Raw genomic sequence first — 20,235 nt, forward strand, 5'->3', positions numbered from 1 at the left:
TTTTGGTGGACTTATGTCACAGCCTCTTTTTATTCATTGAAAACTTTAAAAAGGAAAGACTAAGGGCCGCTTTTTTTATTCTTAATCATTGTATATATTTGTTAACTATCACAAAATGTAAGGCTGATCAAAAAAGAGGTTTCAAGCCATTCTTGAAACCTCTTTTAGTGTTTAAATTTTAATAACTTTGACCGTCATAACTTTGGTTTGGTTCACTCTCATTGGGGTTAGGCGGTCCAGTTAGACTTGTTTCTTGACTGTGGTCGGGAGACTCATCGGTTGTCTGGCTCGTTTCTTCTGAACTAATCGTTAATTCAAAATGTAAGGTTAAGGTGTCAGATGACATATAGCCATTAATAATTCTTAATCCCAGTTGGTAATTTCCAGGGGCGGGGGCATCAACTTTGAATTCTGTATCTTTACCCGTATAGACGACTTGACCGTTTAAGGTCAGTTCAAAGTCTCCTTCGATCGTCAATGGATCCCATTTAGCCTCAATTTGCTTTGTTTCTTCATTGTATTCCGCATCGAATCCGGTCGGTGGATCTAGACGGTTATACTTTTCTGATACTTGTTTAGGAGTTGTTCCTTTAATAAATAATTCAGAGGCAATTAGTTCCGGTGGGGTATAGGCCGAAGGGAGCATTAATGGATCACTGTACTTCTCAATATCCGAGCGCTCTACAGATTCGGGTTGCTGCCAATCGGTATTTGGAACACGTTGACTTAAGAAGGTCATCATTTCACGATATATTTTTTGAGGAATTTCAGAATCTTGGTAAGACAGTTGATGTCCAGCTTCCATTGGATTATCATAGCCTACCCAACTAGCAATGGCGAATTGAGGACTCATCCCAACATACCAAGCATCTGGTGTGGCATAGGCATCTTGACTAAGACCTAATTGAGCTCTTTGATCCGCTGTATAGTTCGTGGTACCTGTTTTTCCTGCGTGGTATAGTTGTTCAATTTGAGCACTTGCTGCGAAGGATTTGGGAACTCCTTTTAACATATCCACTAACATATAAGCCGTAGAATCTTTCATGGCCTGACGTCCTTGTGCTTCAAATGAATGCTCATTACCTGCCTGGGTAATCACTTTAGAAACGGTATAAGGCGTGTGATATTGCCCATAATTAGCAATTGTGGCATAAGCTGCAGATAATTGAATCGGGGTGATTTCACCACCAATGGCGTTAGATTCGACTAATTCCTTTTGATTATTATTGGTAATATTAATATCCATTTTTTGAAGGAAGGAGTATGCTTGATCCAATCCAACAGCTTGGAGTGTTTTTAAAGCAGGAATATTTCGAGATCCTACTAAGGCTTCACGCATCGTTTGATTGCCTTTATAGGCTCGATCATAATTAAAAATTTCATCACCGGAAGAATATTGATAGGCTTCATCAACGATTAATTGGCCGGTTGAATAATTAAGATACTCAATGGCAGGACCGTAACTTGAAAGAGGCTTGATGGTTGATCCGACAGAGCGATTTAAGGAAGCAGCACGATTTAATCCCATGGCTACTTTTTGATTACGGCCTCCTAGAATGGCATATAATTGCCCATTATCAACATTAATAATAGAAACCGCCGTCTGCATATCCTGATTTGGGAAGAGTTCCCCGTGTTGATTATGGACGGTTTCGTAAAGATGCTTTTGAACCTGAGAATCTAAATTGGTATATACTTTCAACCCATCTGTAAAAATGTTGAGATGAAGTTTATCTTCGACTTCTTGCGCCACAACATCGATATAGGCATCCAACATTAAATCTTCTTGACTTAAGCCTGCTTGGCTTAAAGGTTTAAGCATCGATTCAATCGATTGGTCAACCGCTTGATTATACTGACTTTGATCAATTATTTTCTGGTCCAACATTACTCTAAGTACTAAATCGCGTCTTTTTTTAGCTTGATCTGGATGCTTGTAAGGATCATATTGACTGGGTGCTTGAGGGATACCAGCTAATAGGGCGGCTTCCGATAAGGAGATTTGGTCAATATCTTTTCCAAAAAAAGCTTTGGCGGCTGTTTTTGCACCATAAACATTGTTGGAATAAAAGAGCTTATTTAAATAAAGTGACAGAATTTCATCTTTAGATAATTTTTGCTCGAGACCGATTGATAACCAAGCCTCTTGAGCTTTCCTTTTAAGGGTCTGATCTTCAAAATCCGTTGAAAAGACGGAAAGTTTGACCAATTGTTGAGTAATCGTAGATCCTCCTTGAGCAATATCACCTGCCCTTAGGTTGGCTAAGGCTGCCCCCAGGATTCGAATAGGGTCGATCCCTTTATGACGATAAAAGCGGGTATCTTCAATCGCTAAGACTGCTTCTTTAAGATTTGCAGGAATGTCACTATCATTGAGTAGTTCACGATTTTGACCGCCTAACTTACGAATCAGTTGACCCTCACGATCATAGAGTTCAGAGGATACTTGACCTTGAAGATCTTGCATCGTTAATTCAGGTGCCGAGCTTATATAATGGGCAAAAAGGCCAGCCCCAGTTAGAACAAGCAAGAAGAATAATAAAAGACAGCTAATCAAAATCCGTTTAAACCAGGTCTTCCCTTGATGTGGTTTTTTTCTTTTTTGTTTATATTTTTTTCGTTCAATACGACTTCCTGTGGCCATATTACTCACTCACTTTCTATTAGGGCTTGGGTGGTTGATCTACTAAATATTGGTCAACAGCTAAGAGATAATCGATTTGTGGGAATACGCCTTGCTTGCAAGGATAGGCGTGTTCCTTAATATAATCATAAGAGATGGATGCTTTAGGGCTATGGTCAAGCCAATTTGCCAAAGCTTGGTAAGGAAGTAAGAAGACTTCTTGTTGGTTGGTAAAGCAAATCATTAGGAAAACTAAGCCACCTTGTTCAAAGCAAGCCTTCATATGGTTGACTTGATGATCTTTTAAATTTGATAATGGAAATGAACGCTTATTTTTCGTTTCTTTTGCTTCAAAATCAATATAAAAACCTTGATAAATTCCGTTATAATCAGTCGTCGAAGCTTGACGATAATATGCTTCACTGATGCGAGCAGCAGATCGTTTGGGGTAATCTACTTTGACGACTTGTATGGGTGTTGGTTTTTTATGAATAACAGCGATATTTCTTTGCAAGTAGAAACGATTGGATTCGTTAATTCGTTCTTCCAATGACATCCCACGGCTGCCATAGTTAATTGAACGATTAACTGGATTGGTATGAATACTTGAACGAGGAACTTGCCCCTTGGGATAGCGCACCATATTTTTTCCCCCTTAGAACTATTATAACGAATTCTAATGGATAAACCTAGCTCTTATTGTTTGATCCTAGTCTAGCAAATAATCATGAATTTTTTGTATAAAAATTCTGAATATATCCGCTAAAATGGGGAAATGAGTTTACAAATCACTTGATCTTCGTTAGAATAATAGAGTATGCTAATTTTATACTAGTCGTGGAGGATAATAATTTATGACAAAATTTGAAAAAACGAATACTAATGAAGGTGTTTTAACATTTACAATTCCAGCGGAACAAGTACAAGCAGAATTAGACCGTGCTTTTAAGAAGGCACGAAAGAATATTTCTGTACCAGGTTTTCGTAAAGGGAAAGTTCCTCGCCAAATCTTTAATAATGTATATGGTGAAGAAAGCTTATATCAAGAAGTTCTTAACCAATTGATTCCTGGTGCGTACCAAAAAGCTGTTGAGGCGGAAGGTTTACAAGTGGTTGCTCAACCTGAAATGGATATTGAATCCCTTGAAAAACATAAAGACTGGGTTATGACCGCTAAAGTAACATTAAAACCTGAAGTTAAATTAGGGGATTATAAAGGACTTGAAGTTGAAAAACAAGATCGTGATGTAACTGATGAAGAAGTGCAAGCTCGTCTTGAATTAAAACAAAAACAATTAGCAGAATTAGTGGTAAAAGAAGGTGCAGCTAAATTAGGCGACACCGTCATTATCGACTTCGAAGGATTCTTAGGAGATGAAGCCTTTGAAGGTGGTAAGGGCGAAAACCACTCCTTAGAATTAGGTTCAAATAGTTTCATTCCTGGTTTTGAAGATCAGTTAGTTGATGCTAAAGCAGGTGATGATGTTGAAGTAAAAGTTACTTTCCCAGAAGATTATCATGCTGAAAACTTAAAAGGTAAAGAAGCTACCTTTAAGGTAAAAGTTCACGAAGTAAAATCAAAAGAAATTCCTGAACTAGATGATGAGTTTGCGAAAGATGCTGATGACGAAGTTGAAACTTTAGATGAGTATAAGAACAAATTACGCGTTCAGATTAAAGAAGAAAAAGAAGCTCAAGCTGCTGAATTTGTGGAAGATCAAGCGGTTCGTAAAGCAGTAGAAAATGCAGAAATCGTTGAATTACCACAAGTAATGGTGGATGAGGAAGTTCAACGTCAAATGGACCACTTCTTAAATAATTTGAAACGTCAAGGAATTAACGAAGACCTATATTATCAAATTTCAGGTACAGACCGTGATGGATTACGTAAGAATTTTGAAGAAGAAGCAGATTTAAGAACAAAAACAAACTTAGTGCTTGAAAAGATCGTTGAAGAAGAAGCCATTGAAGTTTCAGAAGCTGAAATTGAAGAGGAAGTCAATAAACTTGCTGAACAGTATAATATGGATGCTAAGCAAGTACGTCAATATGTGACAGAAGACATGTTAACCGGAGACATCAAATTAAAGAAAGCCTTAAGCTTAATTGTTGACTCTGCTAAAGAAAAATAATATTCTAATAGTATGAAATGAATTACATTGAGGGATTGCAAAGTCAAGGAATCATGACACTTTGCGTCCCTTTTTACTATCAAGAATAAGTTTACTCAAAGAAAGGGGTAACTATGGCAAAATCAACTGGGTTTCAGGATTACTATTGTTCTTTTTGTGGAAAATCCCAAGAAGAGGTCGATAAGATAATTGCAGGACCGGATGTGTATATTTGTAATGAATGTGTCGATCTTTGTAAAAACATTATTAATGAGGAAAGACAACTGGAGGGAGCTCTAGTAGATGTTCAAATGCTCAAACCCCAGGAAATCTTAGATAAATTGAATGAATACGTGATCGGTCAAGATGAAGCCAAGAAATCCTTAGCTGTGGCCGTGTATAATCATTACAAGCGGGTTTTACATCAAGATGAAGAGAGTGATATTGAACTTCAAAAGTCCAACATCTGTATTGTTGGGCCAACTGGTTCCGGAAAAACCTACTTAGCCCAAAGTTTAGCTCGAATTATCAATGTTCCTTTTGCCATTGCCGATGCGACTACTTTGACCGAAGCGGGTTATGTGGGGGAAGATGTTGAAAATATCTTACTAAAATTAGTCCAAGCAGCTGACTATAATATTGAACGAGCTGAAAAAGGAATTATTTATATTGATGAGATCGATAAAATTGCTAGAAAATCTGAAAATGTATCGATTACGCGGGATGTTTCAGGAGAAGGGGTACAACAAGCCTTATTAAAGATCTTAGAGGGAACGGAAGCTAATATACCACCTAAAGGTGGTCGTAAACATCCAAATCAAGAATTCATAAAAATGGATACAAGTCAGATCCTCTTCATTGTTGGGGGAGCTTTCGCCGGTTTAGAAACGATTATTAAAGAGCGTTTGGGTGCAAAAGTTATTGGTTTTGGTACTGACAGTCACAGTCTACGGACTGATAAGAATTTGATGCAACTAGCCGAACCTGAAGATCTCCTTAAATTTGGATTAATCCCTGAATTTATTGGACGACTTCCAATTCTAACGGTATTAAATGCTCTGACAGAATCAGATTTAATTCAGATTTTGACACAACCTAAGAATGCCTTAGTTAAACAATATCAACGGCTAATGGCTATGGAGGATGTTGAACTAGAATTTGAAGATAATGCCTTAGCAGCCATTGCTAAATTAGCCATTGAACGTGAAACTGGGGCACGGGGCTTGCGCTCTATCCTTGAATCAACTATGTTGGATATCATGTTTGAAGTACCTAATCGAAGTGATATTAAGCGAGTTGTTATTACCGAGTCTTTGGTACAGGGGCAAGGGCAGGCTAAATTCTATGATGCAAATCAAGAAGAAATAAACTAGGTGACCTATGCAGATTAAAGAAGCAAATTTTGTTATTTCAGCAGTTAAGCCAGATCAATATCCTCAAGATGATCTCCTAGAAGTCGCTCTAGCAGGTAGGTCTAATGTTGGGAAGTCGAGTTTTATTAATCGGATGGTTCAAAGAAAAGCATTGGCTCGAACGTCTAGTCAACCGGGGAAAACCCAGACTCTAAACTTTTATGAGATTAATAAAAGCTTCCGATTTGTTGATGTTCCTGGTTATGGTTATGCGCGTGTTTCTAAACAAAGCAGACATGCTTTTAGCCAACTTAATGCAACTTATCTTTCACAACGTCCCAATATCGCTTTACTATTTTTGCTGATGGATATTCGGCACGAACCAACTCGTTTAGATAAAGAAATGTTTGCTTTTGCTGAATCTTTGGATATTCCTTTTGCGGTTATTTTGACAAAGTTAGATAAAATTAAACGCAGTCAAGTCAATAAACACTTGTCAATGTATAAAAAAGCTTTAGATCTTCCGACAACAGATGCACTTTTTCCTTTTTCTGCTAAAGATGGGGTAGGGGCAGAAGCGATCTGGCAAGTGATCAATCATTTTATTCAAGAAGAAGTATAATCCTCTTCGAAAGGAGGTGCTTTTTGGTTAAAATTCCAAATGAGGTCATTGATCGAGTAAGGCAAGCGGTTCGCATAGAAGAAGTTGTTGGCCATTATGTTGAACTAAAAAAAAGAGGCCAAAATTATGTAGCTTCTTGTCCTTTTCATGAAGACCGCAATCCGTCTTTTTCGATTCATACACAGAAACAGATATATAAGTGCTTTTCATGTGGACGTGGAGGGAACGTTTTTGGTTTTCTACAAGAAATCGAGTCTATTTCATTTGTTCAAGCGGTAAAGCGTGCAGCTGAACTTGCTCATCTCGAACTGGATAAGCAGTTTTTTCAAGATGATCCTGGTCTTCAAATCGATCCGCAAAAACAGAGTTTATATCGCATTCACGAAAAAGTTCAAGAATTCTATGCTTATTATTTGATCCATACTCAAAATGGTCAAGCAGCCTTAGATTATCTTCATGATCGCAAATTAACGGATGACACAATCCGAACCTTTGGACTTGGCTTAGCTCCCGAAAATTCTGAACTAGTCTTGGCTTATCTCGAGCAAGAGGCTTTTTCCCAAAAAAGCCTTTTGGACTCGGGAATCTTCTATCTTGACCAGCAAAATCGCTTGCAGGACCGATTTAACGGAAGAATTGTTTTTCCATTAAGAAATCGTTCAGGAAAACCCATTGCCTTTTCTGGACGACGTTATCGACCAACTGATGATCGAGGCGGAAAGTATATCAATTCACCGGAGACAGACTTATTTCAAAAATCTAAGTTAATCTATAATTTAGATTTGGCTCAGTCTGAAATTCGAAAACAAAATCAAATCTTGATCTGCGAGGGTTATCTTGATGTTATTAGTTTGTATCAAGCTGGATTCCAACAGGCGGTTGCAAGTATGGGAACTTCTTTAACCAGAGATCATCTTGCTTATCTGACGAAGCTAGCGAATGAATTAATCTTTGTTTTTGATGGGGATCAAGCAGGTCAAAATGCGACGATTAAGGCCTTTCAATTGACCACGGAGTTTAAGGAGACTCGTTTTAAGGCAATAAAGATTCCTCAAGAAAGAGATCCCGATGAATTTATTAAGTTGAAGGGAGCTCCTGCTTTTGGGCAGTTAATTCACCAGGCTTTTTCCTATTATGAATTCTATAAAGATTTTCGGAAAACTGACTTTAATCTTAAAGATGCTCAAGGACTCTCACAATATATTGAAAGTCTCTTGAAAATATTATCGACCGTTCAGTCTCCGATTGAGCGTCAGTTATACGTCGGTCAGTTAGCCCAAGAATATGATCTAGATAGTGACTTGTTGGAAGAACAATTGGCTCGCATTCAACCTGCTCAATCACCTGCTTCATCTTTCAAACAATCAAGCAAGACTAGAAGGGATACCCAAGCAACAACCGCCTCTAGTTCAAGTGGGATTGCTTCTAGCTTACCTATTAAATCACAAGCTGCCTTTCAAGCTGAAAAAGTGTGGCTAGGACAATTGATTTTTCATGAAGACTCCTGGAATTATGTGAATCAACAAAAGCAGATGCCTTTAATGTATCATTCCTTTGCACAAAAGGCCTTTAATTACTTATGCGATTATTATTATGAAGGACATCCATTTCCTTTAACAGGGATTGTTGATCAGATGGAGGATCCGCAAGTTAATCAACTTTTAACGAGTATTCTATGGGATCACACTCCATTGGATTATCAAGTTCAGACCATGCCCGATTGTCTTGCTATAATTTATCAAGCTTTTAAACACCAAGAGATTGAAGAGTTAAAAGTAAAATTATCACAATATATTAAAGAGCAAGATCAAGAACTTGCTAAAGAAACGATATTAAAGATTATGACCATCGAGCGACAATTAAAAAAGAAAAACTAGGAGGTTAACTATGTCCCAAGAAAATGAAAACAAAGAAAAAATGAATCCAGATCTTGAACAAAATGAAATCAGACTCCCTCTTAAGCAGGCAACAGAAGAACTGATTCGTTTAAAAAAGCTTAGTGGACAAATTCTGTATGATGAATTGACGAAGGAGCTTGCAATACCATATAGTCTTGATGCAGACCAAATTGATCAGCTCATTCAGACCATTGAAGATCAAGGCATTGCAGTGGTTGGTGAAGATGGTGGTCCAACCAAACAACAAATGGTTAAGGCAGAATCAAATGAAAGTAATGAAAAACTTTCTGCATCACAAAAAATTCAGGCTTCTAAAATAAAAGTCGCTGATCCAGTTCGTATGTATTTAAAAGAAATTGGTCGAGTGGATTTATTAACAGCAGATGAAGAGGTAGAAATCGCTAAGCGCATTGAAGCAGGTGATGAAATTGCTAAACAAGAACTAGCGGAGGCAAACTTACGTCTAGTGGTATCCATTGCTAAGCGCTATGTGGGACGTGGCATGTCTTTTCTGGATTTAATTCAAGAAGGAAATATGGGCCTAATGAAGGCTGTTGAAAAATTTGATTATACCAAAGGGTTTAAGTTCTCTACTTATGCAACTTGGTGGATTCGTCAAGCGATTACGCGGGCGATCGCCGATCAAGCTCGGACTATCCGAATTCCAGTACATATGGTTGAAACCATTAATAAGCTTGTCCGAATTCAACGACAACTACTGCAAGATTTGGGTCGCGAACCAACGCCAGAAGAAATCGGTGCAGAAATGGATCTGCCAACGGAAAAAGTACGGGATATTTTAAAAATTGCTCAGGAACCTGTTTCTTTAGAAACACCTATCGGAGAAGAAGATGACTCTCATTTAGGTGATTTTATTGAAGATGACGGTGCCTTAAGTCCGGAAGAATTTACAGCGTCATCTTTATTGCGTGAACAACTAGAAGATGTTTTAGATACTCTTACTGATCGTGAAGAAAATGTCTTAAGACTTCGATTTGGATTAGATGATGGGAATATTCGTACCCTAGAACAGGTTGGTAAAGTATTTGGGGTTACTCGTGAACGTATACGTCAAATTGAAGCTAAAGCTTTACGCAAGTTGCGTCATCCTTCTCGTTCGAAACAGTTAAAGGATTTTCTAGAATAAATGAACGTAAAGGCCGTGACACAGGTGTCGTGGCCTCTTTTCTTTTAAGCAAAGACTCTATTGTCTAGCTTTTTAGGCCAACAAGTGATTCGTTAAAGGGGTTAATATGAAAACAATAAATTTATCTAAACGCTTGAAGAGCGTGGCTCATTGGATTGAGACTCAAGTCCCATCACCCATTCATCTACTAGATATTGGAAGTGACCATGCTTATTTACCGATCGCTTTGATTCAAGCAGGCATTATTCAATCAGCGATAGCGGGCGAAGTTGTGGAAGGACCTTACCAATCCGCTTTGAGTCAGTCCATTGAATGCCAAGTAACGGATCGGTTACAAGTCCGTTTGGGCGATGGCTATCAAGTTTTAAAGGAAGATGATCATGTAAATGTCACATCGATCTGTGGAATGGGAGGTCAATTGATTCGTAAAATTTTAGAAGAGGGCTTATTAGAGCAAAAATTAACTCCCCATCTCGTGCTTCAAGCCAACAATCACGAAGAACTCTTACGGTCTTTTCTTTGGGAGCATGGTTATCAAATTGAACTTGAACAATGGCTTCAAGATAAGGGAAAGACTTATAATTTAATGTTTGCTAGTCAAGTTGGCAAAGTTATTAATTATTCAACACGTGATTTAAAAATGGGTAAAAAGGATCGGATAATTTTTGATTCTAGCTATTTAGAGTATTGTCAGCATCAAATCTTGAGTTTAAATCGAATTATTGAAGAAATGTCACAAGCACAATCTAAAGATGCTAACTTTAATCAAACGATTGATAGCATGCGGAACAAATTAAATTGGTTTAAGGAGGAAGTTGAAAGATGCCCATTTTGTTAAAAGATCTTATTAATACTTTGGAAGAGTGGTACCCAGCTTGTTTGGCTGAATCATGGGATAAAGTAGGGCTTCATTTTGGCCAGCAATTAGCCCCAGTTCGTAAAATAATGTTGGCCCTAGATTTACGCTTAGAAGTTATCGAAGAAGCGATTGAAGCAGGGGTGGATACACTGATTGTTCATCATCCACCTATTTTCTCACCGATTCAACGGTTTGATTATCAAGATAATCAAACTAAAATCTATCAAGCAGCTGTAAAGGCAGATTTAAACGTTTTTGCCATGCATACCAATTTTGATCGGGCTAAAGAAGGTATGAATGACATCTTGGCTAGACGGCTGGATCTGGAAAGAATAAGCGATTTATACCCGGTTGAAAACCCCTTGACAAGTTTAGGCCGAGTGGGCTATCTGAAACAAGCTTTAAACCGTACAGACTTGCTTGATCATATTCGGAGAGCTTTTGATTTGGAGCAATTAAAGATTATTGAAAAAACACCTCAAGATTTTTACCAAAAAGTGGCTATTTTAGGTGGTTCTGGGGCTGATTTCTTTAATGAAGTGGCTACTTGCGGTGCTGATGTCTTTATCACTGGAGATGTTACTTATCATAAGGGACAGGATCTTTATGAAGCAGGTTATCTAACAGTGGATGTGGGTCATTATGTGGAACATTATTTTATGGAACCTGTAAAAGAGAGATTAGAAAAAGAATTTTTAAAAAATCAGTGGTCAATTGAAGTGATTTCTAGTAAAGTTAAGACAGATCCATTTGACTATTGTTAATAAAGGAGAGATACCATGGACTTTTTTGAAGAGGTAAAGGAACGTTTTATTCGTTATGCTAAGATTAATACTCGCTCAGATGAAACAAGTGAGACAATACCTTCGACAGAACGCCAGTTTGATTTATTAAATCTTTTAGTGGAAGAATTACAAGCGATGGGGATGGAAGAGGTTGAACTCAATCCATCAAATGCCTTTGTAACGGCGACTCTACCCGCAAACTGTCAAACGACAGCTCCAAGCATTGGATTCATTTCCCATGTTGATACCGCTGATTTTAATTCAGAGAAAGTTAATCCACAGATTCATTCCGATTATCAAGGACAAGTTATTTCCTTAAATGATCACGTTGATTTATCGCCCGAAGAATTTCCTAGTTTATTAAATTATAAAGGTCAAACTTTAATTACCACAGATGGAACAACCTTACTCGGTGCAGATGATAAGTCTGGGATTGCTGAAATAATGACAGCCATGGATTACTTAATTAAACATCCTGAAATTAAGCACGGAAAAGTTCGCGTTGCTTTTGGTCCGGATGAAGAGATTGGTCGGGGTGCTGATCATTTTGATGCAGAAGGATTTGGAGTAGATTTTGCTTATACAATGGATGGAGGTCCGGTAGGTGAATTACAATATGAATCCTTCAATGCTGCTCAAGCTGTCTTAAAGATTCAAGGAAAAAATATTCACCCTGGCACTGCCAAGGGAAAAATGATTAATGCTGTGATGATTGCCAGTGAATTCATTCGAGCCTTACCAAGTAAAGAAGCTCCTGAATATACAGAGGGACATGAAGGCTTCTATCATGTCTTACAAATTCAAGGAACCGTTGATGAGGCGATGGTTCAATTAATTATCCGTGACTTTGATCGTGAGCAATTCCAAGCACGCAAAGATCAAGTTACTGCTATCGTTGATCAAATTAATCAAGCCTATGATCATCCAGTCGTTGAGTTAAGCATGAAGGATGAATACTATAACATGGCTGAAGTGATTAAGAAAGATATGACACCAGTGGACTTAGCTCAAAAGGCGATGGAATCACTCGATATCCCGGTAGATATTAAAGCAATTCGAGGTGGTACCGATGGTTCCAAGATTTCCTTTATGGGAATCCCCACACCGAATATTTTTGCAGGTGGTGAAAATATGCACGGACGTTATGAATATGTGGCCGTTGAATCAATGATCAAAGCTGCTCAAGTCATTATTAAGATCGTTGAATTAAATGCGCAAGCTTAACAAACATTTTAAGGCTATGACGATTGTCATGGCCTTTTTTCTAAAAATTGCAAAGGAGGGTCGTAATGGGATTACATGTAATAAGTGGCGATGATCGTTATGATAAGCGGTCTCATATTTTAGATCAGTTATTCGATCAGTTGAAACAGGACCCTGATTGTCAAATATATTATATTGTACCTGAACACTCAAAATTTGAGATGGAGGCTGTTATTCTAGACTATCAATGTCAGAAATTTAATAAAAATAGCGCCAGCTTAATGGCACTTCAAGTAGCTTCTTTTTCTCGTTTGGCTTGGTTTTTAATGCGTGATCAAAAATCAAAGCAATCCGTGAGTGATTTAGGATTAGCCATGATTATTCAAACGATTCTGCGCCAATCAAAGGATCAAATTCGGCTTTTTAGACGCCAAATCAAGCACCCTGCATTTGCAGAACAGTTGCTCGTCTTATTCAAAGAACTTCTGGAAGGAAATGTGACAGCCAGTGATCTATCCGAGGATCAATTAGAGGGCTTAACAGAAGATACCGATCCTAGGACAGCAGACCTCGAAGATCTCAAGCTAGCTGAACTCCGTTATATTTATCAAGCATTTCTTGATGAATTAATGCGGTTAGATTTTCAGAATTTTCAGTTATTAAATGATTTAAATGACTATTTAAAAAACTCGAATTTATCGAATACAGTGATTGTGATTGATCAGTATGACTTTTTTTCCAGCCAGGAAATGCAAGTGGTTTTAAATTTAGCTAAATGTTGTAAAACGGTATGGCTAGCGCTAGCGGTTGATGAGGAGATCTTAAAAAGCAAGCAATCATCCCGACTTTATTCTTTAGCTTGCCATACATATAATCGATTAAGGACCTTGTCATATTCCTTGGGGATTGATTTTGCTACGGAATCACCAGAAGGAATTTCTTATTTAGCGAATTCTGACCAATGTGTACTTTTGGATAGCTTTAAGCAACTAATATTAGATCATCGTTCTTATTCGTCACCGATGAATGAATTGCCAGATCTAAGGAAGGTCAAAGAATCTTCCTTTTGTCATTTTTCTCAAGCAGCTTCCCTAGAAGAAGAATTACGGTATGTAGCAAATCAAATTCATGATCTGGTAGTCCATCAGGGCTATCGCTATCGAGATATTCAAGTTTTTGCCCGCCATATGGACCATTATCAAGCAATTATTGATCCAATTTTTCAAGCCAATAAAATTCCCTATTTCTTTGACCATGCATTATCGATGAAAAATCATCGACTCTATGAATTGATTATCATGCTGGCTTCCCTTGATCGTTATCAATGGCAATTAGAAGATATTCAACAGTTTATTAAATCTCCCCTGATTCGTTTAATGGACTTAGAGCCTTATTTTTCCGACTTTACAGAGGAGGAATTGGAAAGGGAATACCGACATCTATTAGCACAAGTGGATAATTACCTATATACTCATCAACTAAGTGGCTACCAGGTCTATCAACTTGATTATCCTTGGTATTTCGCAAATATAGAACAAGCCTACATTGATCATCAAGGTAAGTCACGACCTTTCGCTCAAGCAAGTTTAATTGAAGCTTTTCGTGAAGGCTTAGTTACTCGAGTATTTAATAATATGAAACACTTGAGCCAGAAAACTTCTGGTGAGGCTTTGGCGACTGGATTTTATCACTTATTGCAGCAATTAACAGTCACTGATCAATTAAGAGAAAGTAGTGTAGTGGCGGTTAAGCGAGGAGACCAAGGTGTATTTCGGCAAAATGAACAAGTGTGGCAATTACTAATGGATGCGATCCAAGAATTTCATATGATTTATGGACAAAATTCGATGACACTTGAGGAATTTTTTTTGAATTTACAAGCAGCATTAGAAGGAGCCAGCTTTCATATTATTCCACCGACGTTGGATCAAGTTCGATTCAGTAATTTTATTTCTCCTCAGGTTCAAACGCCTAAAATTGCTTTTCTGGTGGGAATGGACCAGGATGCCTTACCTTTAATTCCACAAGATAGCTCGCTTTTGACAAGGGAAGAGCGAGCCAAGATTGCAGATCGTTTACTGCCGTATCAGCAATTGATACAACCTGTTAATTTTTACCAAGGATTTGAACTATTGCAAGCCTATCGGCTATTTTTAAAAGCCAATCAGCGACTCTATTTTTCCATGGCTCAAACCGTGCAGAATAAGGTGCTCGATTGGTCCCCTTACTTGAAAACAATCATTCAACGCGGTGACTTTGACGTGAAGATCATTTCTGTAATGAAATGGCAAACGAAGGAAAAGGACATTAATTTGGATACAATCGGCCAGTATCCGATGACACTAGCCCCCATCCTTCGTTCACTTAGGGTGAGTTATGAAACAGCTAGCCCCATTGAATCGCTCAGCCAGTCGATTGTCTACTTATTACAGTCGCATCCTTTTGAAAAAGAGCGGTTAGAATCCTTCATACAGGGACTGTTCAGATTTTATCATTTACCAGATCGGATTGATTCCGACCTAGCACTCGCTCTTTATGGCAAGAATATGAGTTTGTCAGTCTCCCAAGTTGAACAATATTATCAAGATCCTTTTTCCCATTTTTTGCTTTATGGATTACGACTTAAGGAGCGACGAATTGCTCAAATTGATCCTATGTCGGCGGGTGATTTTCTACATTTTAGCCTGGATCAATTGGCTAAATCACTCCAAGATCAAGCTATCAGCTTAGCGGATTTAAATTCCAAGGACTTAGATCAACGTCTTCATGACATCATAGCCACTAGTCTTAGTCAGCAAGATTTTCGCTCTTTTAATCAAGATACAATCAGTCAAGCTGTCTTTAAACAATTGCAAGAGCAATTATTTGCTTTTGTCCACCTCATTCATCAACAAAATGAACGATTACCGGCTCGTATCTTAATTAGTGAAGGACAATTCGGGCGTTCCAAAAAAGATTTACTACCAAGCTTTAGCTATTCTTTGGAATCCGGTGGCGAATTGTTTATTCGTGGAAAGATCGACCGAATTGATTTAATTGACCAAATTAATCAAGCTTATTTACAAGTGATTGACTATAAATCATCCAACAAGCAGTTTAATCTTGTAGATAGCTTCTATGGATTAGACCTGCAGATATTAACTTATTTAGCCGTTGCCTTAAAAAAATACCCTCGGGCAAGGTCTTTGGGAGCCTTTTATCAACCAATCTTACAGGGTTATCGTCGTGCTGATAAATCGATTGCTCAATTGGATTCAGAGGGTCTGAAAACAGCTTTCTTAAAAGAACGACGACTTAATGGTTTTGTGACGCTGCCCTCCGATGTCTTACTCGATTTGGAAAAGGGTGCAAGTCTTAGCAAGCAGTCCCTAATCTATCCCGTTCGCTATAAAAAGGATGGAACCTATTACAGCGGGAGCCCATACTTTGATTCATCGCAAGTAAAAACGCTCTTAGCTTATACACATTGGATGTTTAAAAAAGCAGCCGACCAAATTCAAGCGGGTCATATCGAATTTGCTCCCTTTATTGATGCTCCATATACACCATCTTTAAGACGGCCTTATCGGGTGATTACTGGTTTTGATGCGAGTCAATCTTATTCAGCTTATCGTCAAAAAGGAATTGATAAGAAAGCTGTTTTAAAAGCTATGGAAGACCAACTTACTCATTTAAAATTACAAAGAAAGGAGAAGTCCGATGGGATTACCGATTAAGCCAGCTAACAGTCACTTTAATGATCAACAATGGCAAGCTATTTATCAAAAAGGGGACAATTTGCTTGTGGCCGCTTCTGCTGGATCTGGGAAAACATCCGTCCTCATTGAACGGATTCTCCAACATTTAAATTCAACCTATGCAGAAATCGACCAACTATTAGTGGTAACCTTTACTGAAGCAGCGGCTTTAGAAATGAAAGAACGAATGGATAAAAAATTACAACAAGCGATTCAAACTAGTAGTGGTTCACATTTAACCTATTTACTAGGGCAACGTGATAAACTCAGCCAAGCACACATAAGGACCCTACATGCCTTTTGTCTTCAAGTTATTCAACGTTTCTTCTACTTATCGGATATTAATCCTGATTTTCGTTTAATAACAAGTTCAGCGGAGTTGGAATTGATTTATCTTAGAGCCTGGCAAAGAGTGGTTGAACAGATCCATCAAGAAGACTCAGATCAACTTTTAAAGCCAGTGGACTTTCAACGACTCTTGGATTGTTATAGTTCAAGTCGTGATAGTCAGGGATTATTGGACCTGGTTAAAGCGATTTATCAATTTGCTCTAGCTCATCCACAGCCTATGGTCTGGTTAAAGGAAGCTTGTCATGGATTTAACTCACTCGAAGAATTTTTCGATTCCGAACTCTATGCTAATGGCCTAGAAGTTACGCTTAAAGCGGGGTGCCAGCTCGCTCTACACTCCTATGAACATATTGAATCAATCTTAATGTCTTGTAGTCAAACATGTATTGATAAATATCAGTCTCTTTTACAAAATGAGGCTCAAGCCATTCGGACAATTTATCAAGCACTCTTGGAGAAATCGCCTCAAAAAATATTCCAATCTCTGGATCAACTTAGTTTTGACCGTTGGCCATCCAGTCGTGGTAAACAATTAGAGGAAGATCTGGAATGGATTCAGGAAATGAAGGAACTTCGTGACCAAGCCAAGAAACAGTTGAATAATTTGCAAAAACTATTTCCTTATGATTTGGCTCAAAGTACTAGCATTGAAATAAAGATTCAAGTGGATTTAGACCGTTTAGGGCAGCTTTGTCAATCCTTTTATGAACAAATTCAGTGGATTAAAAAGCAAGAAGCCCTGATGGACTATAATGATCTTGAACATGTTACCCTGGATTTATTAGCTCCTTATGATCCCATCACTCAAAGCCGTCAGGCTTCTCCAGCTGCTCACTATTATCAAGCGCAGTTTAAAGAGGTCATGGTCGATGAGTATCAAGATATTAATGAGATTCAATCTGAAATACTCGCTTGGTTATCCCATGAATATGTTCCAAATCAAAAGGGAAATCTTTTTATGGTAGGAGATGTTAAACAGTCGATTTATGGTTTCCGGATGGCGGAACCCTCCTTATTCTTGGCCAAATACCAGGCTTATCAAGATAATCAAGGGGGACAGTTGATTCAATTAGATCGAAATTATCGATCCCGCTTTGAAGTGCTAAATTTCACAAATTATTTATTCGAACGGTTAATGGATCACAAGTTTGGTCAAATGGATTATGGGTTAGCTGAAAGTCTAAAATTAGGAAGGAATGACTTTGCTTACTCTGGTCCTGACAGCCCCTATCAAATTGAGATTTTGCTCTATAACAAAGAGGGCTTAGAAGAAGCCGAAGAGGCAGAAGATTTGGATTCTGATGCAAGTGGGCTTTTTGATGCAAGTATTCAAGCAGAGGCCTTGATGATTGCTCAAGATATTCATGATAAAATTCGTGCCGGTTACCAGATCTATGATAAGGATAGGGGACAGGAGCGACCGATCACGTTTAGAGATATTGTGGTTTTATGTCCAACGAAAGCAAGCTTTTTACCTTTACATGAAGCGATGAACTATTATGGCTTACCTTTTATGAGTCAAGATGTTGAAGCTTATTTTCAACGTCAGGAAATCCAATTGATGTTAGCTTTATTAAAATTATTAGATAACCCGATTCAGGATATTCCATGGGTAGCTATATTACGCTCTTATTTTGTAGGATTAGATGATAATGATTTAAGTCGGATTCGTTTAGCTCATCCTAATGGGAGCTACTATGAGGCAATCGTTCATTATCTTTATCAAATAGAAGCCACAAATCAGTATTATTCATCTGAACTTCAAAAACGTATAAAAGCTTTTTATCAGCAATTGTTAAGTTGGATGGATTATCAAAATAATCATCGATTAGATGAACTCATCTGGCTTATTTATCAAGATACTGGCTTTTTAGATTTTGTAATGGGGCTGGATCATGGGCCTAAGAGACAAGCTAATTTGCATGCATTTTATCAGTTGGGGCAAACGCTTGCTCAACAAGGCAAGCAGACTCTTACTGCCTTTATTCAATATATTGATAAAATGTTGGATCATGAGAAAGATTTGGCTGAGCCCTTATTAGTTGAAGAGAATCAAAATCAAATTCAAGCAATGACGATTCACGCCTCAAAGGGAAAGGAATATCCTATAGTTTATTTAATGAATTTAAGTCGCAAATTTAACCAACAGGACTTAAGAAGACCTGTTTGCTTGACTAAGAATTTTGGTATGGGCATTGATTACTATGAGTCCGACCAACGATTAATTTACCAGTCACTCTCTAAAGTGGCCCAACAACAAGTGCTTGAACAGAACGCTAAGTCTGAAGAATTACGGAAACTTTATGTTGCCTTGACACGGGCGGAACAAAAATTAATCCTAGTAGGAACGATTAATAAAGAAGAAGAGTGGGAAAATTGGCAGGATCAAGTAGTTAAGGCCAAGGACCCTGAATCCGTATTGGTTGATTTAGCCAGTCGATCACAAGCCAAGCATTTTTTACATTGGATTGCAAGTGCCTTAGCTTTGTATCGTGCTAACACACAGGGGAATGCTAAGCTACAAGAAGGGGATTTTAAAGTAAGCATTAAAAATCAGAGTCAAGTGCAAGAACAACTCCCTACAATTAACGCTTGGTCGACCTTAAAGGACCCCAATCTTTGGCTAAAAGAAAGCTGGGAGCCTTTAATCAATCGTCAACCTGATCCTAGCATTAATTTAAAACGATTGAATCAACAACTATTCTATGATTACCCATATATTCAATCCAGTCAAACATCATCTTATCAATCAGTTTCTGAATTGAAGCGGTTATTTGAAGAGCCAGACCATCCACATATTTCTCATTTTGAGGATCGACGACCAGGAATTGTCGATCAGGGTGTCCAATCTCTCCCGTTTATGCAGGATGCATTTTTAGCCCCTGAATTTATGCAGGAAGATAGAATGACAGCAAGCCGAATTGGTAGTCTTAACCACTTCTTTATGCAAAAGATTGATTTTAGTGAATTTCAAGCTAGATCGATTCAGCAATATCCTAGTGTTTTAGACCAACAGGCTAATTATTTATTAAATCAAGGATACTTAACTAAGCAAGAGATTAGTCACTTGGCCATTGATTCGATCAGTCATTTTTTAGCCTCATCCTTAGGTCAAGAAATGATCAATAATGCTTTTAATATTCAAAAAGAACGACCTTATTCATACTGGGTAAAAGCAAGTGAATTATTTCAAGACCTGCCTCAAGCTTCCCTTAAATTCGCTGAGGACCATGTCCTAATTCATGGGGTTATTGATGCCTATTGGCTACGTTCTAATGAAGGATTTGTCTTGATCGACTATAAAACAGATCGATTTCATCCTTCAGCTCATTTAAGTAAGGAGAAACAATTAGCTCGCCTAAAATCAAAATATCAAACTCAGTTAAGTCTATATGCACAGGCCCTTAAAAATGCCTTGAAAATGGAGGCAGCTGGAATATATTTAGTTGCCTTAGATTTTAATCAAGTCATATCAATGACTGAATGAGATAATGGTATTATAAAATGACTGTATTAAGAGGCTGTGACATAAGTCCACCAAAAAACC

General features: G+C 37.9%; 12 protein-coding genes. 10 read left to right on the top strand and 2 right to left on the bottom strand.

Annotated features, from left to right (window positions below):
- Window positions 1-178: 178 nt before the first annotated feature.
- A complete protein-coding gene (locus HMPREF2758_RS00835) occupies window positions 179-2,644 on the bottom strand; it encodes a transglycosylase domain-containing protein (protein ID WP_070608555.1) in 2,466 nt (821 codons plus the stop codon).
- A gap of 19 nt (window positions 2,645-2,663) precedes the next feature.
- Complete coding sequence (gene recU / locus HMPREF2758_RS00840) at window positions 2,664-3,266, bottom strand: Holliday junction resolvase RecU (RefSeq protein ID WP_070608557.1); 603 nt, start codon at window positions 3,264-3,266, stop codon at window positions 2,664-2,666.
- 211 nt (window positions 3,267-3,477) lie between these two features.
- Here recU and tig point away from each other — a divergent pair, with 211 nt between their 5' ends.
- From tig to addA, 10 genes are all read left to right on the top strand, one after another.
- A complete protein-coding gene (tig, locus tag HMPREF2758_RS00845; RefSeq protein WP_070608559.1) occupies window positions 3,478-4,755 on the top strand; it encodes a trigger factor in 1,278 nt (425 codons plus the stop codon).
- 113 nt (window positions 4,756-4,868) lie between these two features.
- Entirely contained in the window at window positions 4,869-6,107 is a 1,239-nt protein-coding gene (clpX, locus tag HMPREF2758_RS00850) for an ATP-dependent Clp protease ATP-binding subunit ClpX (protein WP_070608560.1), read from the top strand.
- A 7-nt stretch (window positions 6,108-6,114) separates the two neighbouring features.
- The gene (gene yihA, locus HMPREF2758_RS00855) at window positions 6,115-6,708 is read left to right on the top strand and encodes a ribosome biogenesis GTP-binding protein YihA/YsxC (RefSeq protein WP_070608562.1); all 594 of its coding nucleotides are present in this window, start codon (window positions 6,115-6,117) and stop codon (window positions 6,706-6,708) included.
- Between the two features lie 23 nt (window positions 6,709-6,731).
- The gene (gene dnaG / locus HMPREF2758_RS00860) at window positions 6,732-8,585 is read left to right on the top strand and encodes a DNA primase (protein WP_070608565.1); all 1,854 of its coding nucleotides are present in this window, start codon (window positions 6,732-6,734) and stop codon (window positions 8,583-8,585) included.
- A gap of 10 nt (window positions 8,586-8,595) precedes the next feature.
- On the top strand, window positions 8,596-9,753 hold the full coding sequence (gene rpoD / locus HMPREF2758_RS00865; protein ID WP_070608567.1) for an RNA polymerase sigma factor RpoD: 1,158 nt from the start codon (window positions 8,596-8,598) through the stop codon (window positions 9,751-9,753).
- Window positions 9,754-9,859: 106 nt separating this feature from the next.
- Window positions 9,860-10,591, top strand: a complete 732-nt coding sequence (locus HMPREF2758_RS00870) for a tRNA (adenine(22)-N(1))-methyltransferase (RefSeq protein WP_070608569.1) — start codon at window positions 9,860-9,862, stop codon at window positions 10,589-10,591.
- Window positions 10,576-11,376 (top strand): Nif3-like dinuclear metal center hexameric protein, encoded by an 801-nt coding sequence (locus HMPREF2758_RS00875; protein ID WP_070608571.1) that lies wholly within the window; start codon window positions 10,576-10,578, stop codon window positions 11,374-11,376. Before HMPREF2758_RS00870 ends, HMPREF2758_RS00875 begins: the two co-directional genes overlap by 16 nt.
- Window positions 11,377-11,391: 15 nt before the next feature.
- Window positions 11,392-12,621: a peptidase T gene (gene pepT / locus HMPREF2758_RS00880; protein ID WP_070608573.1), complete on the top strand. Its 1,230-nt coding sequence runs from the start codon at window positions 11,392-11,394 to the stop codon at window positions 12,619-12,621.
- A 65-nt stretch (window positions 12,622-12,686) separates the two neighbouring features.
- Window positions 12,687-16,316 (top strand): PD-(D/E)XK nuclease family protein, encoded by a 3,630-nt coding sequence (locus HMPREF2758_RS00885; protein ID WP_070608575.1) that lies wholly within the window; start codon window positions 12,687-12,689, stop codon window positions 16,314-16,316.
- Entirely contained in the window at window positions 16,300-20,175 is a 3,876-nt protein-coding gene (addA, locus tag HMPREF2758_RS00890) for a helicase-exonuclease AddAB subunit AddA (protein ID WP_070608577.1), read from the top strand. Before HMPREF2758_RS00885 ends, addA begins: the two co-directional genes overlap by 17 nt.
- The last annotated feature ends 60 nt before the right edge of the window (window positions 20,176-20,235 follow it).

Origin of the sequence: Facklamia sp. HMSC062C11 (genome assembly GCF_001810675.1) — a bacterium.
GTDB lineage: Bacteria > Bacillota > Bacilli > Lactobacillales > Aerococcaceae > Facklamia > Facklamia hominis.